The organism is Mycobacterium sp. URHB0044, assembly GCF_000620625.1.
GTDB lineage: Bacteria > Actinomycetota > Actinomycetes > Mycobacteriales > Mycobacteriaceae > Mycobacterium.
The window spans coordinates 47,084-60,807 of sequence record NZ_JIAW01000025.1 but is presented as its reverse complement, the minus strand read 5'-3'; the positions used below and the strand labels follow the sequence as shown (position 1 = coordinate 60,807).

The 13,724-nt window shown below is 64.2% G+C and carries 15 protein-coding genes; 8 read left to right on the top strand and 7 right to left on the bottom strand.

All coding sequences use genetic code 11. The features are described 5' to 3' along the window. Positions 1 to 99 precede the first annotated feature (99 nt). Entirely contained in the window at positions 100 to 756 is a 657-nt protein-coding gene (locus N536_RS40070; protein WP_369798493.1) for a TetR/AcrR family transcriptional regulator, read from the top strand. Here N536_RS40070 and N536_RS0132270 read toward each other — a convergent pair. Then, complete coding sequence (locus N536_RS0132270; protein WP_029117395.1) at positions 744 to 1,595, bottom strand: LLM class flavin-dependent oxidoreductase; 852 nt, start codon at positions 1,593 to 1,595, stop codon at positions 744 to 746. The two genes, N536_RS40070 and N536_RS0132270, sit on opposite strands and share 13 nt — an antisense overlap. Before the next feature lie 140 nt (positions 1,596 to 1,735). On the opposite strand from N536_RS0132270, the gene N536_RS0132265 reads away from it, so the two are divergent. Genes N536_RS0132265 through N536_RS0132250 form a run of 4 tightly spaced genes read left to right on the top strand, consistent with a single transcriptional unit; the run spans position 1,736 to position 5,082 of the window. Then, on the top strand, positions 1,736 to 2,518 hold the full coding sequence (locus N536_RS0132265; RefSeq protein WP_029117394.1) for an SDR family NAD(P)-dependent oxidoreductase: 783 nt from the start codon (positions 1,736 to 1,738) through the stop codon (positions 2,516 to 2,518). Then, positions 2,515 to 3,522, top strand: coding sequence for a phosphotransferase family protein (locus N536_RS40065; protein ID WP_051574911.1), 1,008 nt, complete (start codon positions 2,515 to 2,517; stop codon positions 3,520 to 3,522). The genes N536_RS0132265 and N536_RS40065 overlap by 4 nt, the downstream gene beginning before the upstream one ends. A gap of 52 nt (positions 3,523 to 3,574) precedes the next feature. Further along, complete coding sequence (locus N536_RS0132255) at positions 3,575 to 4,381, top strand: TauD/TfdA family dioxygenase (RefSeq protein ID WP_029117393.1); 807 nt, start codon at positions 3,575 to 3,577, stop codon at positions 4,379 to 4,381. Next, complete coding sequence (locus N536_RS0132250) at positions 4,378 to 5,082, top strand: SDR family NAD(P)-dependent oxidoreductase (RefSeq protein ID WP_029117392.1); 705 nt, start codon at positions 4,378 to 4,380, stop codon at positions 5,080 to 5,082. The genes N536_RS0132255 and N536_RS0132250 overlap by 4 nt, the downstream gene beginning before the upstream one ends. Positions 5,083 to 5,157: 75 nt before the next feature. On the opposite strand, the gene N536_RS0132245 is transcribed toward N536_RS0132250, so the two are convergent. Continuing rightward, on the bottom strand, positions 5,158 to 5,811 hold the full coding sequence (locus N536_RS0132245; protein ID WP_231514700.1) for a TetR/AcrR family transcriptional regulator: 654 nt from the start codon (positions 5,809 to 5,811) through the stop codon (positions 5,158 to 5,160). A gap of 132 nt (positions 5,812 to 5,943) precedes the next feature. Here N536_RS0132245 and N536_RS0132240 point away from each other — a divergent pair, with 132 nt between their 5' ends. After that, a complete protein-coding gene (locus N536_RS0132240; RefSeq protein WP_029117390.1) occupies positions 5,944 to 6,147 on the top strand; it encodes a hypothetical protein in 204 nt (67 codons plus the stop codon). Between the two features lie 34 nt (positions 6,148 to 6,181). Here N536_RS0132240 and N536_RS0132235 read toward each other — a convergent pair whose 3' ends face one another. The 5 genes from N536_RS0132235 to N536_RS0132215 are packed head-to-tail and all read right to left on the bottom strand — an operon-like array spanning position 6,182 to position 11,857. After that, the gene (locus N536_RS0132235) at positions 6,182 to 7,357 is read right to left on the bottom strand and encodes an acyl-CoA dehydrogenase family protein (protein ID WP_029117389.1); all 1,176 of its coding nucleotides are present in this window, start codon (positions 7,355 to 7,357) and stop codon (positions 6,182 to 6,184) included. Positions 7,358 to 7,374: 17 nt separating this feature from the next. Then, complete coding sequence (locus N536_RS0132230) at positions 7,375 to 8,670, bottom strand: acyl-CoA dehydrogenase family protein (protein ID WP_029117388.1); 1,296 nt, start codon at positions 8,668 to 8,670, stop codon at positions 7,375 to 7,377. Between the two features lie 4 nt (positions 8,671 to 8,674). Next, positions 8,675 to 9,847 (bottom strand): CaiB/BaiF CoA-transferase family protein, encoded by a 1,173-nt coding sequence (locus N536_RS40060; protein WP_051574921.1) that lies wholly within the window; start codon positions 9,845 to 9,847, stop codon positions 8,675 to 8,677. Next, on the bottom strand, positions 9,844 to 10,620 hold the full coding sequence (locus N536_RS0132220; RefSeq protein WP_029117387.1) for an enoyl-CoA hydratase/isomerase family protein: 777 nt from the start codon (positions 10,618 to 10,620) through the stop codon (positions 9,844 to 9,846). Before N536_RS0132220 ends, N536_RS40060 begins: the two co-directional genes overlap by 4 nt. Position 10,621: 1 nt before the next feature. Next, positions 10,622 to 11,857: an acetyl-CoA C-acetyltransferase gene (locus N536_RS0132215; protein WP_081809474.1), complete on the bottom strand. Its 1,236-nt coding sequence runs from the start codon at positions 11,855 to 11,857 to the stop codon at positions 10,622 to 10,624. A gap of 353 nt (positions 11,858 to 12,210) precedes the next feature. Here N536_RS0132215 and N536_RS0132210 point away from each other — a divergent pair, with 353 nt between their 5' ends. Both N536_RS0132210 and N536_RS0132205 read left to right on the top strand, forming a co-directional pair. Further along, positions 12,211 to 12,627: a nuclear transport factor 2 family protein gene (locus N536_RS0132210; protein ID WP_029117385.1), complete on the top strand. Its 417-nt coding sequence runs from the start codon at positions 12,211 to 12,213 to the stop codon at positions 12,625 to 12,627. After that, on the top strand, positions 12,624 to 13,715 hold the full coding sequence (locus tag N536_RS0132205) for an acyl-CoA dehydrogenase family protein (protein ID WP_029117384.1): 1,092 nt from the start codon (positions 12,624 to 12,626) through the stop codon (positions 13,713 to 13,715). The genes N536_RS0132210 and N536_RS0132205 overlap by 4 nt, the downstream gene beginning before the upstream one ends. Positions 13,716 to 13,724: the final 9 nt, after the last annotated feature.

Here is a 13,724-nt window from a genome sequence, read left to right as displayed (position 1 = left end):
AGAGGAGGATCGACATGCCGGGGTTTGGCCGGACTTGGAGGGCTCCGCGCTGCGACGCATCGAAGCCCTCGAATCGGTATCCCCGATACACTCAGCGCCATCGCCACACCACGAAGACGCGACGGGCAGCAACGTCGCCGCGAACTATGCGACGCGGCGATTTACGTGCTGGCCGAGCATGGCTCTCACGGCCTGAGTCATCCGCGGGTCGACCGGCAGGCCGGCGTGCCGAACGGTACGACGTCCTACTACTACCGAACGCGAGCTGCGCTGTTGCGCGGCGTCGCCGAACGCGTCGTGGAGATGGACACGGCGAACCTGCGCTCCGTGACCGAAGAACCGACCACGACGGATTCGCCATTCAGCCGTATCGCTCAGCTCGTCATGATGCAGGGTGACGGGGCTGGGTTGATGCTGAACAAAGCACGTCACGAACTGCTTCTCGCCTCGACCCGCGACCCTGCGCTGGCCGAGGTCTATCAGGACTTCGTCCCGCGCATCATCACCATGTCTCGAGACGCCATCGCGCAGATACTCCCTCCCGCAGCATCGTCCGATGCGGGTCTGCTCGATGCGCAGAGCACCGCCATGTTGACCTTCATCGAGGGCGTTTACGGCCGACTGCTCGTCGGTGATCGGACGATCTCCAGCGCCCAAGAACTCGAACGGCTCCTTGGAGCCATCGTCAAGGCGGTCTCGGCAGAGTACGGCGACACCACGACGAAACGCCAGAGCCGGCGGGCTCAGCGCGGATAAGCCGCGATCACGGACTCGCCGAACTCTGCAATGGAGTCGACCGGCGCGAAATCCGCGAACCACACGTAAAAGCGTTCAGCCCCCAACTGTTCCAGGCCTGCGAAATACTCGATCAACTCACCGGCGTCCCCGCACGCCAGACCTGGCCCAAGATGGCCGAACCGCCGTCGGCTCTTGTCGACGATCGCGGCGCGGTCATCGCCCTTGCGGACGAACCCAACCATCTGCTGTACCGACACCCGTGCAGGACCGATCGAAGGCAAGTACTCCTGTAGCTTGTCGACCTTGGTTGCGGGCAGATTCCACCAATCGGCGTGTTCGCGTACCAGCTTGAGCATGCGATCGCCGGTGCCGCCGAGCACGATTGGGATCGGCTGGGCCGGGGTGGGAGCTTGCACCACGTCGCGGTTCTGGCCCGTCCCCCAATAGTCCTTCAGCATCGCCAGAGTCTCGCCGAGTGCTTCTATCCTTGCGACCGGGCCGGCGGTGCTCAAATCAAACCTGGCCAATTCATCGGGCATCGACCCTGATCCGAGCCCTAGTTCGAAACGGCCGCCGCTGGCCTGGGCGAGGGTCACGGCCTGTTTTGCGAGCACCGCAGGCTGGCGGAACGAATCACAAAGCACTAGGTGCCCCAAGGTCACTCGCCGGGTGTGCGCGGCGACCCAGGTCGCCACGGTCATCGCCTCCCAGATCGCGACGTCGGGCGCCATCGGCGTCTCGACATGGTCGAGGAACGCCACCCCGTCGAATCCGCTCGCCTCCGCGGCCTGAGAACGGTCGACGAGGTCGGTGATGCCTAGTCGGCTCTGCGGCAGGTAGAGAAACCATTCCGCCATGTGTGCGCCCCTTCCGAGTACCCTGCTACCGTGGTCGCTAATATACGGTGTCGGTTATTAGGATAGGGCCGAGGCCCGACGAAACACCAGCCCGTCGCGAGGCGGATACGGTGACGAGTCCAGAAGGGGCGGACGCGGCGATGACAAGCTGTGAGGGAAGAGTAGCGCTGGTCACCGGGACCAGTCGCGGTCTGGGCAAGGCGATAGCTCAACGGCTTGCGGCATCTGGCGCAACGGTCGCACTGACGGCCCGGACAATGGAGCCGGACCCGAAATACGATGGCTCCCTTCGTCAAACACTCTCCGAGATCATCGAGCAGGGCGGCTCGGCAATCGCGGTTCAGGCCGATTTGTCACGGCCAGAAGATCGTGAACGGCTGTTCGCCGAGGTGGTCGAACGCGTTGGGGCACCGGATATCTTGGTGAACAACGCGGCGGTGACGTTCTTGCGGCCCCTGGATGCATTCCCTGAGAAACGCGTGCGGTTGATGTTCGACATGCATGTACTGGCGCCGCTTCATCTGACGCAGTTGGCCATTCCGGCGATGCGCGAGCGTGGCCGAGGTTGGGTCCTCAACGTCACGTCCGTCGGTGGTGACCTACCGGACGGCCCGCCGTTCTCCGAGTTCGACAGCGCTGCTGGCTTTGGTATCTACGGAACGGTCAAGGCCGCGCTGAACCGGCTGACGAAAAGCCTTGCCGCTGAGCTCTATGACGACGGCATCGCGGTCAACGCCGCGGCTCCGTCGAATCCGGTGGCCACCCCTGGGGCGGGCACTCTCGACCTTGCCAAGACCGATACCGAAGACATCGAGCTCATCACGCAAACTGCTTTGACGCTGTGTACCGGCGACCCGAGGAAGCTAACCGGGCGGATCGCGCATACGCAACCGTTCCTGCGCGAGATCGGTTGGCTGGTTTGACGGATGCCGAGTTGGCCCTTCTCGAGGGCCGGCTCGCATCGAAGGGGGTCAGCGCTCTTCGCCCACTGGCCGGGGGCGCTTCGAGCCTGACCTACGCCGGGTACATCGCCGGGAGACGGATCGTCATCAAGGTGGCACCCGCCGGCGTTGAGCCCATCGCCCACCGCAACGTGCTTCGGCAGTCGCGCATCATCCGGGCGCTGGAGCGCACCAACGTCCCCGTCCCTCACATCCTGTTCGAAGACGCCGGTCGCCCGCCACAGGTTCCACCGCTGTACGCCATGTCGTTTCTGGAGGGAACCTCGACCGAGCCGTTGTTCGATCTGCACGCCCCGCATCAGTCGGGCGCGATGATCGCGGCGCGGTTTCGCAACTCGGCGCGGGCTCTGGCGCGGTTGCACACTCTTGATCCCACCACGGTGGACGTTGGTGACGAACCTACCTTGCGCCCGCACGACGAGATCGACCGGTGGTCACGCACCCTTGAGACCGTCGACCCCGCACTGGTGCCCGGTTGGCGGGATGTGAGCGCCTCATTGGAGTCACTGCTGCCCTCACCAGTGCGCCCGGCCATCGTGCACGGCGACTTCCGGCTGGGCAACCTGCTCGCCGTGGGCGAGCAGATCACCGCGGTGATCGACTGGGAGATCTGGTCGATCAGCGATCCCCGTATCGACCTCGGCTGGTATCTCATCAACAGCGATCCGGCAACGTACCAACGCGCCACCTCGTATGCCGACGCTGCACCATCGACGGATGAACTCACTGCGACATACTGCGAAGAGTTCGGTGCCGATCTGCCTGAGCTGCAATGGTTTCAGTCGCTGGCATGCTTCAAGTCCGCAGCCACCTGGTCACTCATCGTCAAACACAATCGACGCCGTCCTACACCCGATCCGGACCTGGAGGCGATGGCAACCGCCCCGCCGCGACTGCTGGGTCGCGCAGCCGAGTTCCTGAGTTCGTACCGCGGGCGCCATCACCCGAACACCGATCAGCCGTGAAACGACCATCCATTCGTGCGACAGCACCACGTCCGTGAAAAGTGAGGCACTGATGCCCGAGACCATCGCGTTGAGCCCCGAACTCGGGGCCGAACTACGGCAAGTCGACGATCTTCTCGATGAGGCGATCGTCGTTCAATGCCGCGAGGCGCTGAAGTGGCGAGGGGTGCTGCTGATCCGTGCCGGCCATCTCGACGATGACGCGCAGCTGGCATTCAGCCGGCGGCTGGGCACGGTATTGGCTCCGGGCGGGCAGGAAATCTTCACCGTGTCGTTGGATCCGGCCAAGAGCCGGTCGGCGGAGTACCTCAAGGGCACCTTCGAGTGGCACATCGACGACACCGTGCATGCCGTTCCGGCCAGGTTCACGATGCTCACTGCGCGGCACGTCGCGATGGTCGGGGGAGGCACCGAGTTCGCAAGTACCTACGCCGCCTACGAGAACCTTCCCCCCCGTGAACGCAACCGTTACGACGGGCTGCGCGTCGTGCACAGCCTTGAAGCCGCTCAACGACGCGTGTGCCCGAACCCCACGGCTGACCAACTGGCCGCATGGCGCTCAGTACCCAGCCGCGAGACTTCCTTGATTTGGCAGCGTCGCGACGGACGCCGCTCGTTGGTCATCGGCGCAACCGCGGATCACGTCGTGGGCATGGATCGCGAAGAAGGCCGCCGGCTGCTCGCCGAACTCGAAGCGTGGGCCACGCAGAAACGGTTCTGCCACCGCCACGAATGGGCGGTCGGCGACGTGGTGATCTGGGACAACACCGGAATGCTGCACCGCGCGCTGCCATACGACCCGTCCTCGGAGCGCACCATGCACCGCACGACGATCGCCGGGGACGAGGCCTGGACGTGAGGACCGCAGTCGTGACCGGTGGTGCATCCGGAATCGGTTGCGCCGTCGCGCATCGATTGCGCCGCGACGGCCACGCGGTCGCCACCATCGATCTCACCGAGGGCACCGATGAACACGGCTATGTCGCCGACGTCACCGATCCGGCGGCGATCCAGGCCGTCCTCACCCACATCCGGGCAGACCTAGGGCCGGTGACCATTTTGGTCAACGCCGCCGGACTCGAGGGCCACGACCGGTTCACCGACATCGACTTCGCCTCCTGGCAGAAGGTGATCGACGTCAACTTGAACGGCGTCTATCACTGCATTCAGGCCATTCTTCCAGACATGCTCGACTCCGCGTGGGGCCGCATCGTGAACATCTCGTCGTCGAGCACGCATTCGGGTGTGCAGCGCATGGCGCATTACGTCGCCGCGAAATCCGCGGTCAACGGCCTCACCAAATCGCTGGCCCTGGAATACGGGCCACACGGCATCACCGTCAACGCCGTACCACCCGGATTCATCGATACCCCCATGTTGCGCAAAGCCGAACAGCGCGGGGTACTCGGCGGGGCGGTGGAACAGATCGTCGAGCGGACTCCCGTACGCCGCGCAGGGCGACCAGAAGACATCGCCGCGGCATGCGCGTTTCTCGCCTCCGACGACGCCAGCTACATCACCGGGCAAATCCTGGGTGTCAACGGAGGCCGCAATACGTGACGCCGGCGCGCATCGCCAACGACTCCGACCGCGGATACGCAGTGGCGGCGCGTGTCCACACCGGCTCATTTGGGATCAACGGGGCAACGCACCCCGCAAGAAGAGATCGACGGCATGAGTGATGTGGCGCTGTTGGGACTTCTGGCTTCGGTAGATCCCAAACTCGGCCAATCGCGCGGGGAACGCCTCCACCATCGCGAGAAAATGCTCAGCGGCAAGTTCTACGTCGTCGAGCTCGATGGCACCAGAGTCGACGTGCCGCTGCAGCAATTCCATCAGTTGGCGCTGACGCGTGGCCCAGCCCAAATTCTCTGCGCCAACGGAGAATTCGGGAAAGCGATGCGCCTCGACACGGGCGACGAGATGAAGTCGAACGATGTCGGGGTCGAGCGCACGCTTGAGCGCACCACGGCCGATCGCGATCAATGCCGCTCTCAAGTCGTTGCCCTTGATCCTGGACACGGTGTCGTTTTCCACGGCCCGGGTGAATGCCCACGGGATCGCATCGAGAAAGACTGCACGCTTGTCCGGGTAGCGGGAATACAGCGTCCGCTTGGTGACTCCAGCCGCCTCGGCGATCGCCTCCATACTGGTTCCGTCATAACCCTTGTCGAGGAACGTCGCCAACGCGGCTTCGCGCAATTGTTGCCGGACAGCGCGAGATTGCGCCTCCGTCGGGTGCCCTCGCCGGGACTTCACCACCATCACAGACATTTTACGTTGCGGCATGGGAGTTCAGCCGCCCGGTCACTACTCTCGGGAGGCCGGTAAATGGGGCCGCCGCCGGAAACGGAGCTCTCATGGGCGCTCGTCGAGCATGCGACCGCACATTTGACTCTCCGAAAGCGCTCGGAGATCTGCATGCACATCGGCGCCGGCGACGCTCGCCTGGCCATCGAGATCGTGCTGAAGAGCTACGTCGCTGCCCAGCGTGTGCTGCCGGCCTACCTTGCGGCAGGCGCCAACGCATGGATCGACTGCTATCGCGGCAACGTCGACGAGCCACGCATCCGACGCCTCATCCACGACGCGTCAACACCGGCGACCAGCGGGGAGCACACGTGACGATCACGACGAAGTTCACCGGGCTTCGCCCGACTCAGCCGCGGGGGAGACCGAGGACGCGTTGAGCGATGATGTTGCGTTGAATCTCCGACGTGCCACCGGCGATGGTTGATGAGAAGCTGCGCGCGTAGCGTTCGAACCAACTGCCGAAGTAGTGGTCGAGATTCAGTGGCGCGTAGGGTCCGCTGTTCGCGGGATGGATGAGGCCCGGCGCGCCAGACGCTTCCAGCGCGTGTTCGGCCACCGTCTGTTCGGCTTCCGAGCCGAGCAATTTGAGAACCGACAGCCCCGCCACGTCGTCTTCCCCGCGCGCGGCGCGAGCCAGCGCGGCAGAACCCATCAACCGCAGCGCGTATTGGTCCATGACCGAGGTGGCATAGCGGTCCCGCTCCAGCGGCGTGGTCGGGATGAAATCGGCGATCAGGTTCTCCAGCCGATCGGCGTAACTCAGCCAGAGCATGGAACGTTCGTGGCCGAGCGATTTGTTGGCCACTGTCCAACCGGCGTTGAGTGGCCCGACGAGGTTCTCTACGGGCACTGCCACGTCATCGAAGAAGACCTCGTTGAGGTCCAGGTCATCGAGGCCGACGATGGAGCCCATCGGGCGGCACGTCAGTCCCGGGCTGTGGGTCGGGATGATCAACGTGCTGATGCCCGCGTGCCTGGGAGCATCGGGGTCGGTACGCACGAACGTCAGCAGAAAGTCGGCGTCGTGTGCTCCCGAGGTCCACACCTTTTGTCCGTTGACCACGAAGTAGTCGCCATCCCGGATGGCGCGGGTACGCAGCGACGCGAGGTCGGAACCTGCCCCGGGCTCGCTCATCCCGAGCGATGCGGTGATGTCGGCGCGCAGCACCGGTACGGCCCAGCGCTTCTTCTGCTCCTCGGTGCCGAATGACAGCAGGGACGCGGCAACGATGTCAACACCCTGCGGGTTGAAGCTGTGATAGATCCTGCGCCGGTTGAGCTCCTCGAGGTAGACGAAGTGTTGCAGCACAGAGGCGTTGCGGCCACCGAACTCTGGTGGTTGCTGGGGGAGCAGCCAGCCCTGATCGAACAGGAGCCGTTGCCATCGTCGCGCCCATTCCGGCATGTGCGACACCGATCGTGGACGCTCGAGCGTGTCAGCCTCCGGAGGCTGATGTTCGTCGAGGAAGGCGGCGAACTCTGCCCGGAAGTGCTCCACGCCGTCGTCGAAATGCAGCTTCACTGCGACTCCTTGATGTTCTAGCGGCGGGGAATGCCGGCCAGCTTGTCGGCGAACTTGGCTTCAGCGGCTTCTCGTAGCCGCAGCAGATGTTCAGAGGGAAAGACGTCGGGCGCTGGTTGGTACTCCTTGAGCAATAGGCGCGCCAAGGTCACCTTGTGGACCTCGGTGGGACCGTCGGCGAGTCCGAGCACGAACGACTCCGTCAGGTATTGCACGAACGGCATTTCATGTGTGGTGCCGAGTGAGCCGTGGATCTGCAATGCGCGCGCGGAAACGTCGTGCAGCACCTTCTGCATCATCGCCTTGACCGCCGAGATGTCGGCGCGTACCGCCTTGTAGTCGTTGTGCTGGTCGATCTTCCACGCAGTCTGCAGGGTGAGCAGGCGGAACGCCTCGATCTCCATCCACGAGTCGGCGACCATTTCCTGCACCATCTGCTTGTGGGACAACATCTCCCCCTGGGTGTAACGGGACACCGCTCGCTCACAGATCATGTCGAAGATGCGCCGGATCAGGCCCACCGTGCGCATGGCGTGATGGATGCGTCCCCCGCCGAGGCGGGTCTGGGCGACGACGAACGCGCCGCCACGCGGGCCGAGCATGTGGTCGGCCGGCACCCGTACGTCCTCATAGCGCACGTAGCCTTCGCGGCCACCACCCGTCGGCTGATACCCCAACCCGACATCGCGCAATACGTTGATGCCAGGAGTTTCGGCTGGCACGACGAACATCGAATGCCGTTCGTACGGCGGCGCATCCGGGTCCGTGACGGCCATGACGATCAGAAACGACGCCATCGACGCAAAGGACGAGAACCACTTCTCGCCATTGATGACCCAGTGATCACCGTCCTGAACGGCGTTGGTGGTGAACACCTTCGGATCTGCACCGCCCTGCGGTTCGGTCATCGAGAAACACGAGATGATCCTGTTGTCTAGCAGCGGCTCTAGGTAGCGCTTCTTCAACTCCGGTGTGCCGTAATGAGCCAGGATCTCGCTGTTGCCCGAGTCGGGCGCATGAGACCCGAACACGATCGGCGCGCATTCGGAGCGGCCGAGGATTTCGTTGAGCAGCGCCAGCTTTACCTGCCCGTAGCCCGGACCACCCAGGTGCGGCCCGAGGTGGGTGGCCCACAGCCCGCGTTCCTTGACGATCTTCTGCAGCGGAGGGATCAGCGCCTGACGCACCGGGTCGTTCAGGTCGTGTGATTCCTTGACGATGAGATCGATCGGCTCGCACTCCTCGCGTACGAATTCCTCGACCCACTTCAGCTGCTGTGCCCACTCCGGATCGGTGGAAAAACCCCAGGCCATTTCGTCACCCTTCTTCGTCTTGTTGTATGCCGGTGCCGCGCAAGCCGCTTTGGCGTGCGGTGCCCGTGTCGAGCAGCTTCGTCACCGCAGCCGGCTCGATGCCGATCTCGGCGAGGACCTCACGCGTGTGGTCGCCGGGGAGCGACGGCGACGCGGGGTGCCCGGGGTCGGTGCGGGAGAAGCGTGGTGCGGGGGCAGGCTGAATCACACCGTCCACCTCGACGAAGCTTCCGCGGGCGACGTGATGCGGATGGCGAGGCGCTTCACCGATACTGAGCACCGGCGCCGCGCAAGTGTCCGGAGAGTTCAGGATCTGCTCCCACTCCTCGCGTGTCTTCTCGGCGAACCGGGTAGCGAGCGTGCTGCGATGCGCGGTCCATGCCAAGTGGTTCACATCATCGTGTGGCACTTCGACTTCGAGATGTCGGCACAGTTCGGTGTAGAACTGGGGCTCCATGGCACCGACGGCGATGTGTTGGTGATCGGCTGTCTCGTACACGCCATAGAAGTGCGCAGCACCGTCGAGCAGGTTGCCGCAGCGGTGGTCGCGCCACATGTTCGCGGCGACCATGCCGTAATACGGCATCATCAGCGTTGCGGCGCCGTCGACCATCGCGACGTCAAGTATCTGGCCCGTTCCCGATTCGCGGGCCTCCAGCAGCGCACTGAGCAGCCCCACGGCCAAGAGCATGCCGCCCCCGCCGTAATCGCCGAGCAGATTCAGCGGAGGCACCGGCGCATCGGCCGGGCCGATCGCATGTAGCGCGCCCACCAACGCGATGTAGTTGATGTCATGGCCGGCGTGGTCCGCCAACGGGCCGTCCTGCCCGTAGCCGGTCATCCTGGCGTACACCAGCTTGGGGTTGCGCGGGCACAAGTCGCCCGGTCCGATGCCGAGTCGCTCGGCCACGCCGGGACGGAACACGTCGACGAACGCATCCGCCTCGGATACCAGCCGGCGCACCACATCTCGGCCATCAGGGTTCTTCACGTCCACTGCGACGGATCGCTGGTTGCGGCGCACCGTAAAGTCAACCGGCAGCGGACCGTCGACGTGCCCGATCGGGTCGACGCGCACCACGTCGGCGCCAAGATCGCCAAGCAGCATCCCGCAGAACGGGCCTGGCCCTAGCCCGCCCATCGATACCACCCGCACACCGCGCAGCGGTCCGGTCACCTTGACCACTTCTGACGGCGACCGGCGGCATCGTCGGTGGCGTGGCTCAGTACCTGATTTCGATTCTCCAGCTCCAAGGCTGCCGACAGGCTGCCCGCGTCGGTGTTGACTTGCAACGTGCGTTTGGTCAGCTGCACGCCCAGTGGCGCCAATTGCGCTATTCCGCAAGCTAACTCGATTGCCTTGTCGAGCAATTCCTCGGGTGAGACCAGCTGGCTGACCAGGCCGCGGCGATCGGCTTCGTCGGCGGTTACCGTGCGTCCGGTGAGCATCCAGTCCGCGGCGACACTGGTGCCTACGATACGAGGAAGGTGATAGCTCATTCCCATCTCTGCGCCAGAGAGGCCGAGCAGGATCGCCGCGTTTCCGAACGATGCGGCCGTCGAGGCGATGCGAATGTCGGCGGCCAGGCTCAGCGCGAGACCGCCACCCACACATGGCCCGTTGATCGCGGCGATCACCGGTTGTGGCAGCGCCTCGACGGCCAACGGCAGTGCCGCCATGGCCTCTTGAAATCGCATCCGGTCGATGGTCGGATCGGCGGCGTCCAACATGCCCGGCCCGAAATCGCGCATGTCGATACCCGAGCAGAATCCTCTCCCCGCCCCCGTGAGGACGACCACGTTGACCGTGGTGTCGACGGCCAGCGCCGCACAGGTCTGCCGCAACTCGGCGACCATGGTTTCGTTGATCGCATTGAGCCGCTGCGGGCGGTTGAGCCGCAGCACGGTCACACCGGCGTGCGGTGACTCCAGAGCGAGAGTTTCTGCCATGTCAGATCCGTTCGATGATCGTCGCGGTACCCATCCCGCCGCCGGTACACATAGTCACCAAACCGGTCTCCAAATCCCTGCGCTCGAGTTCGTCGAGCACCGTGCCGATCAGCATCGCACCGGTGGCACCAATGGGGTGCCCGAGCGCGATGGCCCCACCATTGACGTTGACCTTCTCGGGATCCAGGTCAAGGTCACGGATCGTCTTCAGCACGACGGCGGCGAATGCTTCGTTGATTTCCCACAGGTCGACGTCGGCGACCGTCATGCCGGCCTTGGCAAGACAGCGCTGTGCGGCTGGACCCGGGCCGGTCAGCATGATGATCGGCTCAGTGCCGACCGCTGCACTTGCGCGGATTCGGGCACGGGGTGACAGGCCGTGCGCCTGCGCATACGCATGGGACGCGAGCACGGCGGCGGCTGCGCCGTCGACGACTCCGGACGAGTTGCCTGCATGGTGCACATGGTCGACTCGGTCGATCTGCGGGTAGCGGTCCAAACAAATCTCGTCGAACGTCCGGCTCTCCCCGTCCACTCTGAGTAGCCCCATCTCAGCGAAGGCGGGACGCAGTGTGGCCAGCGTCCCTTCGGTGGTGCCAGGCCGGGGATGCTCATCACGGTCGAGCAATACCGCGCCGTCGCCATCCGTAACGGCGATCAGCGACCGGGCAAAGCGTCCCTCGGTTACGGCCTCGGCGGCGCGACGCTGGCTCTGGGCGGCGAACCCGTCGACGTCTTCTCGGGTGAAGCCCTCCAACGACGCGATGAGATCGGCGGATACCCCCTGTGGCACGGTCGGGTACTGGCGGCGCAGATCCGGGTTCTGGCCGTCGATGGTCGGCACGCCGACCGTGACGTCCCAACGCGACATCGATTCCACACCGCCAGCAACGACGACATCTTGTGCTCCGCTGGCGATTCCGGCCGCCGCCACGGTGATGGACTGTTGCCCGGAGCCACAGAACCGATTGAGTGTCATGCCCGGAACGGTCTCCGGCCAACCGGCGAGCAATACCGACAGTCGAGCGATGTCGTCGCCGTGGTCGCCGGTGAGAATGCCGTTGCCGACGATGACGTCCTCCACGTCGGCGGGCTCCACACCGGTGCGGGAGATCAGGGTTCGGAGACACTGCGCCAGCAGCTCCTGCGGATGGCAGTCGTGTAGCCCGCCATCGTGGCGGCCACGGCCGCGCGGGGTCCGGATGACATCGAGGATGAGTGCGTCATTGCGCGGCATGGCTCAGTGAACCGTCCTGTCGTATCGGGAAGAGTCAACCCGCTGGACCGGTCGTGGCATGGATCCTCCTGATGGCGTAGGCCCTCTACGGTGCATCGAGCTCGAGTTCGAGAGGTCGCCACAACGAGGTCATCGAGCATTGTTCTGCTGCACGCTATCGTATATTAGACAGGCTCGCGAACAGGCCGACAATCCGTCTGATCAAGGCGGGTACGCGGCTCAACTCTGCCCAATATCACTGTCTTCCATGTGCTCGCCGGGGCCGAATCGACGTTATCCATGTTGGACTCTATGATACGGCATCGTATATTAGAGCCGGTTCATTCCCTCGGCACGCATGAGAGGTGGTCGCAGTGCCCACTACCGATGACGTCGTTGAAATACAGCAGTTGTTGGCTCGCTATGCGTTGTCGCTGACCCAGAACGACATCGAGGGCCTGGTTGCCGTATTTGCACCGGACGCGACCTACAGCGCATTCGGCGACACGTACACCCTCGACCGCTTTCCAGATCTGGTGGGCGCGGCCCCGAAAGGGTTGTTCCTCGGCGGCATCCCTGTCTTGGACATCATCGGAGACACCGGAAAGGGCACCCAGCCTTACTGTTTCGTCGAGCATGCAACACACGACATGCGCATCGGGTACTACCGCGACACCTACCTTCGCACCGACGTCGGGTGGCGCCTACAGACGCGGTCGTCCACATTCATTCGGCGCAACGGCACCCACGACGCCGGGCGCCCACACGACGTCGGGCGCCCGCGCCCGTGAACATCGCCGACTTTCGCGCCCAACTGTGCTCGTGGCTCGAGGACAACGACCTTACCCGGGAGCCCGACCTGCGGATAGAAGCAGAGATCGAACATCTCAGCCACGTGCGGCGAGCGCTCTACGATGCCGACTGGATGCGCTACGGCTGGCCCAAGCAGATTGGCGGACTCGGCGGATCGGCCAAGCTGCGCGCCGTGGTCGGAGAGGAGGTGTCGCTGCGTGACCTCACCGAACCGGGCCTGTATTCGATGGTCGAGGTGATGGTGCCTTCGATGATGTCTTTCGCAGCACCGGCGTTGGCTGCTCAGATGGTGCCCAAACTGCTCAACGGTGACGAGCATTGGTGTCAGGGTTTTTCCGAACCCGGCTCAGGCAGTGACCTTGCCTCGCTGAGGACTCGGGCCGAGCTCCGCGGAGACGAATGGGTGGTCAATGGCCAGAAGGTATGGACAAGTCTCGCGCAGTTCGCGTCCCGATGCATTCTGCTGACCCGCACCGGACCGGGGCGCGAAGGCATCACCGCGTTCTTCGTGGATATGAATTCCCCTGGTGTGACGGTCCGTCCGCTGCGCACCATGCACGGCGTCGATGAATTCGCCGAGGTCTACTTCGACGATGTGACCGTGCCCGCCGACCGGATGCTCGGATCGATCGGCGATGGGTGGAAGCTGGCGATGGACCTGCTGCCCTATGAGCGGTCGACCTCGTTCTGGCACCGGATTGCCTACCTGTACAACCGGCTAGACAGGCTGATCGACCAGACCGATGAGGACGACGATGCCGCCCTCGGCGCAGCGTATCTCGCTCTGCACACGGCCCGCTGTCGATCACAACGCACCCAGGGACGACTCGATGCAGGATCGACGCTGGGCCCTGAAACCTCCGTCGACAAGGTGCTGCTGGCCACTGCCGAACAACGAATCTTCGACACGGCACGCGACCTGCTACCCGGCACGATCGAACTCGACGAATCAGCTTGGCGCTCAGAGTTTTTGTATTCACGCGCCGCCACCATCTACGGCGGAACCGCCGAAATCCAACGCAACATCATCGCCCGCCGACTGCTCGACCTCGGCAAGGAATCATAGAGAGGACCA